We start from the raw sequence: 15,253 nt of genomic DNA on the forward strand, positions 1-15,253 counted from the left end.
TATATGTATTTAAAAGTCATTTTATATTCTCATCCAGATCGGCAATGATCTGCATGCTAGAAAATTGTGGAAAAGGGTAGTTTATATAGGCCGGCTATGGTCAAATATGCCCCTTAAAAGATGACACAAGCAATAATTTGGAGTTTGGGAATGAATATACCCTTAATCATCAATATTGTGGTTTTTGTCGGGTTAATATTTTTACTCGCCCAAACACGTAAAACGGACTGGAGCTTATCTAAAAAAGTTCTTGCTGGCTTAGTTTTAGGTGTAGTGTTTGGTTTAGGACTACATTTGATTTATGGCGGTGGCCATCCGATTCTTGCTGAATCTATTAGCTGGTTTAATATTGTTGGTAACGGCTACGTAAAACTTTTACAAATGGTCGTGATGCCTTTGGTATTTGTATCGATTTTAGGCGCAGTAGCCAAGTTGCATCAGGCCTCCTCTTTAGGAAAAATCAGCGTCTATACCATCGGAACTCTACTATTCACAACGTTAATTGCTGCGCTGGTTGGTGTATTTGTGACGAACTTATTTGGTTTAACTGCCAAAGGTTTAGTACAAGGTGCTGCTGAAACTGCGCGTTTAACTGCAATTAATACTGATTATGTAAGCAAAGTAACAGACTTAAGCGTACCGCAATTTATTCTTTCCTTTATTCCAAGTAACCCTTTTGCTGAGTTAACGGGTGCAAATCCGACTTCAATTATTAGTGTAGTTATTTTTGCTGTCTTTTTAGGGATAGCTGCGCTTAATTTAATGAAAGATGATGCAGAAAAAGGTCAGCGTATTTTGACTGCCATTCAGACGTTACAGTCTTGGGTCATGAAGCTTGTTCGTTTAGTCATGACGCTTACACCGTATGGCGTTTTTGCGCTGATGACTAAGGTTGTGGCAAGTTCAAACGTTGCTGATATTTTAAACCTAGGTGGTTTCTTAGTTGCGTCATATTTAGGTTTGGCGATTATGTTTGGCGTTCATGCCATTATTTTGACTCTAACAGGTGTTTCTCCGCTTAAGTTCTTTAAGAAAGTTGCGCCTGTTTTAACATTCGCATTTACAAGTCGTTCAAGTGCAGCAAGTATTCCACTGAGTATTGAAGCGCAAACTCGTCGTTTGGGTATTCCTGAATCTATTGCGAGTTTTTCTGCTTCGTTTGGTGCAACCATTGGTCAAAATGGTTGTGCGGGTTTATACCCAGCAATGTTGGCCGTGATGGTTGCTCCCACTATGGGGATTAATACACTCGACCCAATGTGGATTGCTTCTTTAGTGGGTATTGTGACTTTAAGTTCAATTGGTGTGGCTGGTGTTGGCGGTGGTGCAACTTTTGCTGCACTGATTGTGCTTCCTGCAATGGGTTTACCTGTAACTTTGGTTGCGCTGCTTATTTCAATCGAACCGTTAATTGATATGGGCCGTACTGCATTAAATGTAAATGGTTCAATGACTGCAGGTGTAGTGACGAGTCAACTGATGGGCCAAACAGATAAAGACATATTAAATAGTGAAGATGAAATTGAGTTAACTCAACATCATTAATAGTTAGTATAAAACGGCTCATTCATATCTGAATGAGCCGTTTTTTTATATGCTTAAATTGCCACTGTGATGTGAATTTTAAAAAAACTGTATCTGTTTTTATTTTAAATAGTTTTAGAAAATGAGCTTAGTACAAAAGAGAGCACTATCATGAAAATGTATCAAGTCGATGCTTTTACAAAAGAGTTATTTCGTGGAAATCCAGCTGCTGTGATTGTTGAAAAAGAGTGGCTAGATGCAGATTTAATGCAAAAGATAGCACTCGAAAATAACTTATCTGAAACTGCTTTTGTAAAAATTATAGATTCTGAAAACTATGAAATTCGTTGGTTTACACCAATGGTTGAAGTCGATTTTTGTGGTCATGCGACTCTTGCGAGTGCTTTCGTACTCTTTAAAGATTTTACGGATAAAAAGACTATTAATTTTCATGTCCGAAACTTAGGGCTTTTTATTGTTCACCAAGATGAAGATGGAAAAATCAGAATGAATTTTCCAATTCGTAAGGCTGAACAAGTGGAAGATTATCCAGCTATTTTACGACAAGCTTTAAGCAAACCATTTAAGGCTGTTTATCAAAATGTTCAAGCTTATATTGTTGAGTATGAATCAGTGCAAGACGTATTGGATGAGCAGCCTGACATGAACTTACTTAAAGCCTTAGGTAAACGGACAGCTATTACGACTACAGATATGGATGTCGTAATCACTACAAAAGCAGACGAGCACTATGACTGTGTATCTCGTTATTTTGCACCTGTTGCAGGCATTGAAGAAGACCCTGTTACAGGTTCAATTCATACTGCAATAGCGCCGTTATGGGCAGAAAAGCTGAGCAAAAATAATATTGTGGCTTATCAAGCTTCTAGCCGTGGAGGCATTTTATATTGCAATATACTGAATCAGGAACGTATTGAAATTGCAGGATATGGCAAACTCTATATGCAAGCAGAAATTTTTCTTTAAAATAAAAAGCCGTTTAAATAAACGGCTTTCTTTTCAAAACTTTACTATTAATGTCAGCTTAAATTACCTACTATACTCTTACAACTATTGATTTTTTATTATTCAAATTAATTGGTATTTCTATGTTCATGCAGTTTAAACAACTGACTCTCTCCCTATGTATTCTTGGTTTAAGTGCTGCGTCTTTTGCACAAACGACATTAGTAAAAAGTAAGCAAAATATTGAGGAATATAAATTAGATAATGGCTTTCGGGTAGTGCTTGCACCGAATGACAAAGAAAATAAAATCTTTATTAATACTATCTATTTGACAGGTTCTTTAAATGACCCACAAGGTAAAAGTGGCTTAGCACATTTACTTGAGCATTTGGCATTTAAAGGCACGCAAAACGTAAAGGGTGAAGAATTTCAGCGCCGTTTAGATCAATATACATTAATGACAAATGCGAGCACGGATTACTATTCAACCAAATATACCAATATTGTTCGTCCAGAAAAAAATGCGCTAGATCAAGTGTTGTACCTTGAATCTGAGCGTATGGACAAATTGGTGCTACAAGAAAAATTTGTACCTTCTGAAATTGAAATCGTAAAGCGTGAACGTGAAGTCCGTATGGATCAGCCTTTTGCTGTCTTAATGGATCAAATGTGGAAATCGGCTTATGGAAACAAGTATTTAGGGCGGTTACCGATTGGTGATTTACCTGAGCTTAAATCTATTAAAATGCTTGAATTGAACCAGTTCTACCGCAGTTGGTATGCACCGAATAATGCTGTGATGGTCGTTTCAGGTAAGTTTGATAAAACTGATGTTTTAAAAACAATTGACCAATATTTTAGTCCGATTCCTGCACGAGCTGTGCCGAAGCCTGTTCAGGTACCTGTTTTAGATTCTACAAAAATGAAGGATCGTGAGTTTGTAGTGAAAAAGGGCAGTGATTTGGCCAAATTCCATATCTATATGAATGGAAAAAACACGAAAATTCAGCCAACACTCGCTTTAGCACCAATGCTATATACCATGCAACCAAGTGGTCATTTATACCAAAACATGGTTGAAACGGGTATTTCTACAGACGTTCAGGCATCAACATGGTTAGATCAAGATTTTAATGTCGTATTTTTAGGTGCGGTTTACTCACCAAAAAATGACCCTAATAAAGTTGAAAGTGCTTTACTCTCGGGAATAGAAAAGGGTAAGCCTTTTACAGAGACTGAGCTAAATCGCGTAAAAAGCTTAATGAAAACGCAAGGTGAGTTAGTCAATAAAGATGCCGTTGCTTTGGGTTCTCGTTTAAGTGATTACAGTGTAGCTGGTGGGCAATGGGACCAATATTTTAAAGATTTAGATGCAGTTGAGAAAGTGAAACTCAATGAAGTCAATCAAACCTTGAAACAGTTCCTTGTTGCTGGGCATCGTATTGATGGCGATATTTTGCCGACACCTGAAGATCAAAAGAAAGCATTGCAACTTGACCCTAAAGATAAGCCTAAAACTTTAGATCAAACCGATGTTAAACCAGAGCCTTTAAAAGACCCGAAAGTTTATCAACAAGAAGTTAACGAGTTTTTAAAAACCTCAAAGCAATATGCCGAAACTAATGAGAAAAAGATTAGCCGCGGGAAACTTAAAAACGGAATGAAGTATGCTTTGTTCCCTGTAGAAACTCGTGATGATCGTACCTATGCCACTATTACTATGGATTTTGGTACAGAAAAATCTTTATTTGATAAAGGTACAGTTGTTGATTTAACTTCATATTTATTACTGCGTGGCTCTGACAAATATAGTTTGCAAGATATTGCAGATAAGTCGATTGATGCAGGCGGTGCAGCTTATGCAAGTGCTGACGGCAATGGTATGACTATTAACATTCAATCTAAAACTGAAAAATTTGATGAGTTCTTCAAATTTGTTTTAGAGGTCATGAAAAATCCTAAATTTGAACAATCTCAATTCGATTTAATTAAGTCTCAAAGCTTATCGAGCCTTGATCGTCCTTATACTGAACCAGATGTCGTGGCAGGTTTAACATTATCGCGTTTAATTGAAGAATACCAACCGGGTGATTTGCGTTATCACTTCGAACCTGAGCTGGCTAAAAAACAATTGAAGAATGTGACTCAAGAACAAGTTAAAGAGCTGTACCAGCATTTCTTTGCAATGAACCATGCGCAAATTGCGATTACTGGTGCATTTGATGCAAAGAAAATGAAAAATTTATTGAATCAAGAGTTTGGAAGCTGGAACAGTAATCAACCATACGAAAAAATCTTAATTAAACATGTCGATTTTCCTGCTCAGAAGGTACATGCTTTATCTGAACAACGCGAGTTTGGTAGTTATCAAAGTATAATCACACTACCAGTTGGGAAAAACCATCCTGACGCACCTGCATTAATTTTAATGAATTATATTTTAGGTGATTCTCAAATCTCATCACGTTTGGCTCAAGAGCTTCGTGAAAAAAATGCATTGGTATATGGTTTTGGAACAGGTCTACAACTTGATCAGGACACGAATGTTGGTGCGTTAAGTATTAGTGCAAACTATACGGCTGGGCGTTCAGCACAAGTCTCTGATTCAGTTCATAAAGTACTAAATGACTTGTTAACGAAGGGTATTACTGAGCAAGAGCTTGAAGCAGCTAAAGCAGATCTCATGAAGAAACGTGTTACTGCATTAGAAGATGAGCGCAACATTCACGGTATGTTAAATATTGAGCTTGAGTCGGGTAAAACTTTACTTGACCGTGTTAAGCATGATCAAGACTTAACTAAGCTGACCGTTGCCGATGTGAATGCAGTCATTAAAAAATATATTAAACCTTCAAACCTTGTGGAAGTGATGGCTGACCAATATGGCCAAGCGCAAAAGCAATAACTAACTTATTCAAATAAAAAGCCACATGAAGTGGCTTTTTATTTGAATATTTAAAACTTATTAATGATCATGGTCATGTTTGTGAGCATGGAAATCTTCATTCTTACGGAAACGTAAGTAGTTTTCGAACTGTTCACAATACTCATCAAAGTTATCTTCGAGCATCATTTGAAATTGCTGAAGCAAATAAGACATCACTTGCTCTTTTGCATCGCGCATTTCATTGCCATCTTTAAAATTGTTTGCAGCCACCCACGTATTAAAACGGGCAGTGGCAAATAACATGGCTGCACTCACTTGGCCGCGAAGCTCAGCAGGGTCAGGCTTTTGGCCTTTAGGCGGGCGACAAAAATCATTCGCTTGTTTAATGAATTCATCCGCACGCTCAAAGAAAACAGCATTTAACGCTTCTTCTTCAGTAATATCTGTTGCATTAATCTTTTGAGACATGACATATTCCCGCAAAAATAGAGCTGCTTATTATAGGCAAAGCCTTGCGGAAACAAAACCTTTGCCTTAGTCTGTAAATAGCCTAAGTGTTGGAAGTTCTAATTATGCAAGATGCGATAGCCGTTCAAAGTTTAAAAACAGACATTGCTCTATTACGTCAGCATATTTTTCCACCCCAATATTTGGAACACGTGGAAGGACTGCCAATTTATTATGGTTTGCAAGAAGAAGTTTTAGCCTATTACCAACAATGGAAAGATTTAATCGAAAGGGCACAAGAGCTTTTTCAACCTTTTATGGAAGATGAATTACCAGATGCAATTCATTTACCAAGCCATCTGAACTTACCATTATTCTTTTTTCATGTAGATCGGATTCGTATTAATAAAACACGTGCTAAAGAGTCGAAAACTTTTCGTGGTGTGGCAAGTCTTATTGAAAAATGCGGTCAATTTGAAACAGATCAGATTTTTACCATGCAAGAATGGTTGCAGAGTGATGATACGGCAGCACTCGTTGCTCACCGTGAATTTATCGACTTGAGAACTTATGTGTTCCAGCATGGTCAAAGTGAATATACACGTTCACGTTTTTATACCAATGGTATTGTGCTAGGGGTAGAGCCTCACTTTGAACTTGTCGATGCCCGAGATAAACCAAGAAAGCAGCGTAGCGATAGCTATAATGACCCGTTAGCAGATAATGGTGTGTGGAAAGTATTTGGTAAATACCGATAAGATAAAAAGTCGCGACATATGTGTCGCGACTATAAGATACTTACCAAAAAGTTTTTACTTGATTAAATTTTTGCAAAGATTCGGCAGACTGATTTTGTAAATAAGGCTGTTTGGTCTTAATCCATCCTAGAGCAAACCAAAAGTGCGGGTCGTGTTCAATTGCTTTATTAAATAGATCTTCAGCTATAAACAAATCGTTATATAGTCCTAACGTATTTTGCACGGGTTGCAATTTCTTTAAAAACTGTTGAACATTTTTAGATGGATATAAGCTTGATATAAATTCGATGCAGTAACGTAGCTGTTTAGCTCTTTTACGTATCTTGTGCTGTTCAGTTACTTCGAGTTCATTGAAATCTTTAGCATGACTCACAACTTGGTGATGTAACTTATCTAAGCTTTTTTCTATCTGCTTTTTAAATTTTCCTTTGGTACTTTGGCTATCTTCTTCTGAATAAGCAAATGCCAGTAATGCGAGTACGAGCTTGACGGTTTCTGCCGATTTGAACAGTGTGGCAAGATCTTTTAATGGCTCCTCTGAGATTGGAAGTAAAAGCTCAGGTGAACCATGTTGCACAATCATAGGTAAAATTTCAGTACGAATAGCATCTACATCACGCGTGTTTCCAAGTTTGCGGAAAAGTGCTGCAATTTGCTCTTCCCAAGCAGGGTTTAAATCGTCTGACCATCCTGAAAAATGATGAAGTGCACTGCGTAAACGGCGTAAGCTCACACGTGCCTGATGGATATGCTCAGCTTCGGCGACGTTATCGGCAATTGCAGCCATGTTAGGCAAGAACTGTCCTAAACAGTTTTCTACAATTTTTTTGAGAGCTTGTTCTGCTGAAATATTCTTATCTAAGCCCAAGTTTTTTGCGTGAACAGCAGGTGAAACGGCTTTTCCTAATGCGAGTAAATTACCGCGTTCGGCTTTACTTCTAACATCGAGCCATAACTCATAACGATTAATCCATTGCTGTGCAAATTGAATGAGTGTTTTAACAGCACCTTGTTTAAGCTCAAACTCAACTTCACAAATTTTACTTTGGGTGGTTGCCGTTTTTACTACACCGTCATCAAGACAGACTTCAATAGCAGTGTCATCGGCTTCAAATACATGATAAGTACGTTGTACATCTGTCTCAAACTGTAAGCTTAGCTTTTCGACTTCAGTGCCTAAAGCTTCAGTAATTAAATCTGTGACTGCTTTATTATCTTTATATAGATTAAGGTTTAGTTCGGGTTCTTGCTCGCATTTACCTAGAAAAACTTCTTCTTCAACACGGTGTAAATGACTTTGACCAGCGGCTTTAAAGGTTTGTACCCACAAATCATTTTCTTTACGTAAACGTAGGGCCATACCATTTTTTGCGAGTAGACGGTCTGGTGTATCGTAATATTTGGCCTGCAAGTGAATATGCTGTGCTTTATGCTTTTTCAAATACTGCTGAACAGTTTTTTTCTTCGATTCAGGTAACTGAAACTTAAGCTCAACTTCAACCATAATGGATCTCCCTGAATCAGGTATTTAAACTATCTTGAATAAGTATAATAGCTTAGTGCTAAAAATAATGTTTTTGATAGAGAAAGTTACAATCAAACCTATGACGCTACACTTTGTTTTAGGTGTACAATCAGGTGACGTTTTGATCAAATAAAAATCAGGAAGATGATCGTGAATGCACCAGTAAACTTTAGCCATGAAGCTCAGCCAGAGTTTGAATTACCGATTAAAAACTATCAGGAATTTTATCGTTTTTATTTAACTGAACACCGTAACATTATGAGCCGACGCTTACATGTGGTGGGCAGTAGCATTGGCATATACTTTTTTTCAAAAGCAATTCGTAAGAAACAAGCTAAATATGCACTGTATGGTTTAGTGTCTGGCTATGCATGTGCATGGGTTGGACATTTCGTATTTGAAAAAAATAAACCTGCCAGTTTTAAACAGCCTCTTTATAGCTTTATTTCTGATTGGCGAATGTTATCTGATGTGGCGACTGGTCGATTAAGTTTGATTGACCGGAAGCACGATAAAATTCCGAGTTAATTTTTATTCCTGTTTTAATATACCGATTGGTACTGTTAAGCCTATATCAATCGGTACTTATGATGACTTATAAATCCGTTATACTAGCGTAGTTTTTTAAAGCGAGAGTAGAGTATGCGCGGTTTATATCTCATTACCAATGATGACCCAATCCAATTATTATTAGAAAAATTAGACGCCGCACTCGCAACCCGTCAAATCGCACTTTTACAGTACCGCCGTAAAAAAATAGAAAAAACTGACCAGCCTGCTGAAGTTGAACAGATCAAGATATTGTGTGAAAAATATCAGGTTCCTTTTGTCATTAATGATGACTTACAACTAGCTGCTCAGTTTGGTTTAGGTGTGCATTTAGGACAAAGTGACGGTGAAATCACAGATGCAAAATCGAAACTTCCTGAAGGTGTCATTATTGGCCGTACTTGCCTCAACTCTTTAGATCTTGCTCGAAAAGCAATTGCCGATGGCGCGACTTATATTGCCTTTGGTGCTGTGTATGCAACTGTCACAAAACCAGAAGCCGGCAATGTAGGTATTGAAGTCATTAAGCAAGCAGCAGCTCAATATGATTTACCAATTTGTGCGATTGGTGGTTTAACTGTTGAAAACTCAAAACCTGTGATTGAGGCTGGAGCTGACCTCTGCGCAGTCATTAGTGATATATTAGGCCGATCAACTGCTGAAATTCCTGCCCGTGTACAAGCGTGGGCACAATTATTTTCTTAAGCTTTCAAAATTATTTTTTAGATATTTAAGACGAGCATTTCCATGAGTTTATCTCCAAAGCAAGAACAGTTATTTAAACAAGCCAGCAAACACATTCCTGGTGGTGTGAACTCTCCGGTACGTGCCTTTAATGGCGTTGGAGGAACACCAGTTTTCATCGAGAAAGCTAAAGGTGCTTATTTGTGGGATGTCGATGGCAAGCGCTATGTTGACTATGTTGGTTCTTGGGGACCAATGATTTTAGGCCATGCTCATCCAGAAATTATTAAAGCGGTACAAACAGCAGCAGAAGATGGTTTAAGTTTTGGTGCACCAACCGTACATGAAACGACTTTGGCAGATATTATCTGTGAAATCATGCCATCAATTGAATTAGTACGTATGACCAACTCTGGTACAGAAGCGACCATGACCGCTATTCGTTTAGCGCGTGGTTATACTGGCCGTGACAAAATCGTAAAGTTTGAAGGTTGTTACCATGGTCACTCTGACTCACTTTTAGTAAAAGCGGGTTCGGGTTTACTTACTTTAGGCGAGGGTGAGCCAACTTCAAAAGGTGTTCCAGTCGATTTTGCTAAACATACTTTAACGCTGCCTTATAATGATATTGCTGCATTAAAAGAGTGTTTTGCCAAATTCGGTCATGAAATTGCGGGTGTTATTATTGAACCTGTTGCGGGTAACATGAATATGGTGAAACCAATTGACGGTTTCTTACAAGCCATTCGTGATGTGTGTGATGAATATAAATCTGTATTTATTATTGATGAAGTAATGACAGGTTTCCGCGTTGCATTGGGCGGTGCTCAGTCAGTTTATAATGTAAAGCCTGACTTAACGACTTTAGGTAAAATTATTGGTGCTGGCTTACCTGTAGGAGCGTTTGGCGGTAAGCGTGAAATCATGGAGTGTATCGCACCATTAGGTGGTGTATACCAAGCAGGAACTTTATCTGGTAACCCACTTGCTATGCGTGCGGGTATCGAGATGTTTAAACATTTACGTCAACCTGACTTTTACAGCAACTTATCTGCTCAACTTGAAAAGTTACTTGCAGGCTTACAAGCAGCAGCTAATGAAGCGGGTATTCCATTTAAAACTCAGCAAGCTGGCGCAATGTTCGGTCTTTACTTTACCGATCAAGAAGATATTACAAGCTTTGACTCTATGCTAGCGTGCGATATTGAAGCTTTCAAAAAGTTCTTTCATGGCATGTTAAAGCGCGGTGTAAACTTGGCACCTTCAGCATTTGAGGCTGGATTTATTTCATCTGCTCATTCTGATGAAGATATCGAATATACGATTCAGGCTGCAAAAGAAACATTCGCCGAAATGAAGTAAGCAAAAAAAGCCCGTGTTAAACGGGCTTTTTAATTTGAGCTTTTTTTATATTTGTAGAGAACAATGTTTTATCCCTTACCTCGAAAAATCCAATTAGCCCCAAGTACTTCAAACTGGTCTATTGAATCTACGCATAGCATTTTACTCATGGTTGGGTTAAACGAACTTGAAAATGCCCCTGACTGGATGAACCAGCCATTAGCCGATCATTTAGAATTACTAAGTAAAAGAGCACAGGCGCTCGAAATTCCAGTCATGATGATTCAGTCATATCAACTTCAACAGGTCATGTTACAGCTTGGGCAACAATTGTCATCAAACACTCAAGCACAAGTAATAATAGCTGGAAATTTATCACCGTTGTTTAAGCAAGTGATGCAGCTTGTTTTATCGATTACAGATTATGTAGCTGTTGTAAATGATGCGATCTTGGCGGCTAATCTAGAGCAGCATATCCAATGGGTTGAAAAGATCAGTTTTGACCATATAAAACATTTAAATACGCAGAGCTTAATGCGGTTATGGTCTTTAAGTGCGCCGTCCTCCTATATCTTGTCAGATAAAGGAATCTTATTGGCAATTGCTGAACAGGTGGGGCGACATCCTATGGAGATTCATCCTGAAATTGATTTAAGAAACTACGGATTAGATCAGGCTGCTGTGAATTATCTAGTCGATCTATGGCGTGCAAATGGTGCGAGCTTAAGCGTTGAAGAGATAATGCAAGCACCGACATTGCAACATATTATGCACTTATTAAAGCCTTGACTGACTATAGACCTCAAGTGATCCATAATATTTGCAAATTCTGCTGTTAATTTACCCGAACGGCATTGTAATTCGGACGTAAGCTTTTTATTATTGCCCGCTTGTTTTTCATCTTACCTTGGGAATACAACTTTGAGTGATTTTCTAAGTGAACATCTGATCTATCGTGATGATGATTTTATGGTGATTCATAAACCTTCGGACATCTTGAGTGTTCCTGGTAAGGGTGATTTACATGATAGCGTTTTGACAAGGTTGGTTGCGATTGAACCTAAAACTTTGCTCATTCATCGTCTAGACCGAGATACTTCAGGTATTTTAGTATTTGGTTTATCGAAGCGCGGTCAAAGTGCAATTGCACGTCAATTTCAAGATCGTCAGACTTCAAAAATATATGAAGCGCTTGTCGCAGGTCATTTAGAGGGCGAGGGGACTGTAGATATTCCTGTTATCTATGACCCAAGCCGACCACCTTTACATATTGTCGACGCTTCTCACAACAAGCCTGCTTTAACACATTGGCAGGCAATAGAACATTTTCAGATTCAGGGACAGCCTGTAACTCGTGTGAAATTAACACCGATTACCGGACGTTCTCATCAACTCCGTGTACACATGCAATATCTTGGGCATCCGATTGTAGGTGATACATTGTATGCAACACCGGAACAATTACTTGTTCCTCGTCTGTGCTTGCATGCTAAACAGTTAAGCTTTAATCACCCTGTGACAGGGGAATCATTAACGTTTAACTGTCCTGTACCGTTTTAATGTAAAAACTTTCAATGAGTAATTTTTGTAGCGAAACAATTTAATTGGTTTCTGCTGCAAAATTTTGCTTTAAAGACTACATAAAAAGATGCAAAAATAAGCTAATTTGCATCGTACAATATGTAGTGCGAACTTGAGAAAAAGGTGGAAAAATTGCAGCAGTATGCTATTGGTCAACGTTGGCTATCAGATACAGAGACTGAGCTCGGTTTAGGCGTTCTTATTGATGTAGATGAAAGATCTGTCAGCATTTTATTCCCCAAAAGTGATGAAACGCGTGTCTATGCACGTAATAACGCACCGCTATCTCGCATCATCTTCAACACAAACGATGAAGTTCAAGATCAAGAAGGCCAGAAGTGGATTGTTGAGTCGGTTGAAGACCGTCATGGTGTTTTGCGTTATAACGTGGTTCGTACTTTAGAAAATGGCGAACAAGAGCGTAAAGCGCTCAATGAAACTCGTATTGGTGCACAAATTCAGTTGTCAAAACCTTTAGATCGTTTGCTGGCAAGCCAGATCGATTATAAAGAGTGGTATGACTTACGCATTGAAGCAATGCTCATGCAATCGCAAATGCAAACCAGTCCTTTACGTGGCTTGGTTGGTGCGCGTGTAGGTTTAATCCCACATCAACTCTATATTGCACATGAAGTCGGTAAACGTTTCGCACCACGTGTTTTACTTGCCGATGAAGTAGGTTTAGGTAAAACAATTGAAGCTGGCTTAATTATCCACCAACAGCTTAAAACTGGCCGCTCTGAACGTATTCTGATTTTAGTCCCTGATTCACTGCAATATCAGTGGATGATTGAAATGCGTCGCCGTTTCAACTTGCAATTTTCTCTGTTCGACTTAACCCGTACTGCATCTATTAAAGAACATGATCCAGAGCTTAACCCGTTCTTGACTGAGCAATGCATTATTGCCAGCGTAGATTTGATGGTGGACCATGACGATTTACGTGAGCAAGCATTAGAAGCTGGTTTCGATTTACTCGTTGTCGATGAAGCGCATCACTTAATGTGGAGTGAAGAAGAAGGCGGTAATGATCGTTACGACTTGGTTGAAGAGCTTGCTGAAAACACCGCTGGTGTATTGTTGCTTACAGCAACACCTGAACAGCTTGGTGTAGAAAGTCACTTTGCACGTTTACGCTTGTTAGATCCACAGCGCTTTAGTAGTTTAGAACGCTTCTTAGATGAAGAAGCACAATATCAGCAAACTGCTCAAGTTGCAGAAGTGCTCATGTCGGATGAACCTTTAACCCAAGAGCATTTAACTGCTTTAGAAGGTTTATTGGGTCATTCAATTGAAGATCAGCCTGAGCAACGTTTCAGAGCGATTCATGAGTTGTTAGACCGTCATGGTACAGGTCGTATTTTATTCCGTAATACGCGTGAAGCGATTCAAGGCTTCCCAGGCCGTGATTGCCAACCAGCGCCTTTGCAAGCGCCAGAAGACTGGTCAAAAGACGGTAAATTACGTGAGCAAATGTGGCCAGAAGAAGCACAACTTGATGGTTCATGGATGCAAAATGACCCACGTGTGCCATGGTTAATGGAAATCTTGCGTAAAGAACTTAAGCACAAAAAAGTTCTTTTAATTGCACGTAGTGGTCCTGTTGTTGAATCTTTAGAAAGTGTACTTCGTTTGCATGCTGGTATTCGTACTGCAATGTTCCATGAAGGCATGAGTCTACTTGAGCGTGACCAAGCGGCTGCTTACTTTGCAGAAGAAAGCTATGGTGCTCAAATTCTACTATGTTCTGAAATTGGTTCAGAAGGCCGTAACTTCCAGTTTGCAAGTGATCTGATTTTATTTGATTTGCCTGCAAACCCTGATGTTTTAGAACAACGTATCGGCCGTTTAGACCGTATTGGTCAAGAAAACCGTATCCAAATTCATGTACCTTACTTAATGGGCACTGCTCAAGAGCGTATGTTCCGTTGGTACAACGAAGCGTTGAATATTTTCAGCAATATTTCTCCGACAGCTCAAACGCTGCAAGAGAACTTTATTGTTGAATTAAAAGACTGCTTACTTTCAGACCAAGGTCAAACCTTTGAAGATTTACTTGAAGAAGTCAATGTTCAACGTCAGGCTTTAGAAACAGAGTTACAAGCTGGTCGAGATCGCTTGCTTGAATACAACTCATGCCGTCCTATCGTTGCACAAGAAATTGTTCAAGCCTTAGAAGACTACGATGACAACACAACATTACCTATGTTTGTGAAGCGCTTTATGTCTTCAACTAATATTGATTTTGATGAGCAAAGTAACGGTACTGTGATTATTCGTCCGACAGACCAAATGCAAGTGCAAGGTTTGGCATTAGACGAAGAGGGCATGACTGCGACGTTCTATCGTGATCAGGCGCAAATGCGTGAAGATGCTCAATATCTGACTTTAGAACATCCGTTCATTGAAAGTGTCATGGAAATGATCCGTACACAATCATTTGGTAGTACTAATGTTGCTGTTCTTAAGTCAAACGCATTAAAGCAAGGTTCTGTATTACTTGAAGTTTGGTTTAAAGTTGATGTAGTTGCACCAAAATCTTTGAACTTGCCATCAAGCTTACCGAAACAGCTCATTCGCGTGTTGTTAAGTGAAAATGGTCAGGACTTATCTGAAAAGATTGATCCAACCATTTTAAAACCATATTTGCATCATTTAGATGGCAATAGCTGTCGCCAAGTGGTTAAAGCTCGTCGTGAAGTGATTGAAGAGCGCTATAGACAAGCACTTGATATTGCTAAAATCGGCTTGCCACAGCTTCAACAGCAGGCAAAAGAGCATTACGGCAATAAATGGCAATACGAGATTGACCGTTTAACGTATTTGAAACAGTTCAACCCAAGTATTCGTCAAGACGAAATTGAGCGCTTACAGAAGTTGCAAAAAGAAGGCTTGAGCTTGCTTGATGGCTTAACGGTAACTCCGGAAGCAATTCAAGTACTTGTTGTTGTTAAACCATAAATGATGAGTCATAAAAAAGCGCCTTTAAG

The 15,253-nt window shown here is 38.8% G+C and carries 12 protein-coding genes; 10 read left to right on the plus strand and 2 right to left on the minus strand.

Annotated elements, in window-relative coordinates; genetic code table 11:
* Nucleotides 1-150 precede the first annotated feature (150 nt).
* The 3 genes from B554_RS0108285 to B554_RS0108295 all read left to right on the plus strand — a co-directional run bounded on the left by B554_RS0108285 (nt 151) and on the right by B554_RS0108295 (nt 5,396).
* Nucleotides 151-1,545, plus strand: a complete 1,395-nt coding sequence (locus B554_RS0108285; protein WP_004700069.1) for an L-cystine transporter — start codon at nt 151-153, stop codon at nt 1,543-1,545.
* A gap of 150 nt (nt 1,546-1,695) precedes the next feature.
* Nucleotides 1,696-2,511, plus strand: coding sequence for a PhzF family phenazine biosynthesis protein (locus B554_RS0108290; RefSeq protein ID WP_019457703.1), 816 nt, complete (start codon nt 1,696-1,698; stop codon nt 2,509-2,511).
* Nucleotides 2,512-2,633: 122 nt separating this feature from the next.
* Nucleotides 2,634-5,396 carry a M16 family metallopeptidase gene (locus tag B554_RS0108295; protein ID WP_019457704.1) on the plus strand — a complete coding sequence of 921 codons (2,763 nt, stop codon included), beginning with the start codon at nt 2,634-2,636 and terminating at the stop codon, nt 5,394-5,396.
* 60 nt (nt 5,397-5,456) lie between these two features.
* Here B554_RS0108295 and B554_RS0108300 read toward each other — a convergent pair whose 3' ends face one another.
* Nucleotides 5,457-5,846 carry a DUF3144 domain-containing protein gene (locus B554_RS0108300; protein WP_004700075.1) on the minus strand — a complete coding sequence of 130 codons (390 nt, stop codon included), beginning with the start codon at nt 5,844-5,846 and terminating at the stop codon, nt 5,457-5,459.
* 104 nt (nt 5,847-5,950) lie between these two features.
* Between B554_RS0108300 and B554_RS0108305 the strand changes: the two genes are divergently transcribed.
* A complete protein-coding gene (locus tag B554_RS0108305; protein ID WP_004700077.1) occupies nt 5,951-6,583 on the plus strand; it encodes a hypothetical protein in 633 nt (210 codons plus the stop codon).
* Nucleotides 6,584-6,623: 40 nt separating this feature from the next.
* Here the strand turns inward: B554_RS0108305 and B554_RS0108310 are convergent, their stop codons facing one another.
* Complete coding sequence (locus B554_RS0108310; protein ID WP_019457705.1) at nt 6,624-8,087, minus strand: CYTH and CHAD domain-containing protein; 1,464 nt, start codon at nt 8,085-8,087, stop codon at nt 6,624-6,626.
* A gap of 165 nt (nt 8,088-8,252) precedes the next feature.
* Between B554_RS0108310 and B554_RS0108315 the strand changes: the two genes are divergently transcribed.
* From B554_RS0108315 to rapA, 6 genes are all read left to right on the plus strand, one after another.
* Entirely contained in the window at nt 8,253-8,636 is a 384-nt protein-coding gene (locus B554_RS0108315) for a DUF962 domain-containing protein (protein WP_081400334.1), read from the plus strand.
* A 114-nt stretch (nt 8,637-8,750) separates the two neighbouring features.
* A complete protein-coding gene (thiE, locus tag B554_RS0108320; protein WP_019457707.1) occupies nt 8,751-9,362 on the plus strand; it encodes a thiamine phosphate synthase in 612 nt (203 codons plus the stop codon).
* 42 nt (nt 9,363-9,404) lie between these two features.
* Nucleotides 9,405-10,703, plus strand: coding sequence for a glutamate-1-semialdehyde 2,1-aminomutase (gene hemL, locus B554_RS0108325; RefSeq protein ID WP_013197129.1), 1,299 nt, complete (start codon nt 9,405-9,407; stop codon nt 10,701-10,703).
* Nucleotides 10,704-10,766: 63 nt separating this feature from the next.
* Nucleotides 10,767-11,471 (plus strand): phosphopantetheine-binding protein, encoded by a 705-nt coding sequence (locus B554_RS0108330; protein WP_019457708.1) that lies wholly within the window; start codon nt 10,767-10,769, stop codon nt 11,469-11,471.
* Between the two features lie 132 nt (nt 11,472-11,603).
* Nucleotides 11,604-12,242, plus strand: coding sequence for an RluA family pseudouridine synthase (locus B554_RS0108335; RefSeq protein ID WP_019457709.1), 639 nt, complete (start codon nt 11,604-11,606; stop codon nt 12,240-12,242).
* 144 nt (nt 12,243-12,386) lie between these two features.
* On the plus strand, nt 12,387-15,224 hold the full coding sequence (gene rapA / locus B554_RS0108340) for an RNA polymerase-associated protein RapA (protein ID WP_019457710.1): 2,838 nt from the start codon (nt 12,387-12,389) through the stop codon (nt 15,222-15,224).
* Nucleotides 15,225-15,253 lie beyond the last annotated feature (29 nt).

This window comes from Acinetobacter sp. GG2 (genome assembly GCF_000292385.1).
Lineage (GTDB): Bacteria > Pseudomonadota > Gammaproteobacteria > Pseudomonadales > Moraxellaceae > Acinetobacter > Acinetobacter seifertii.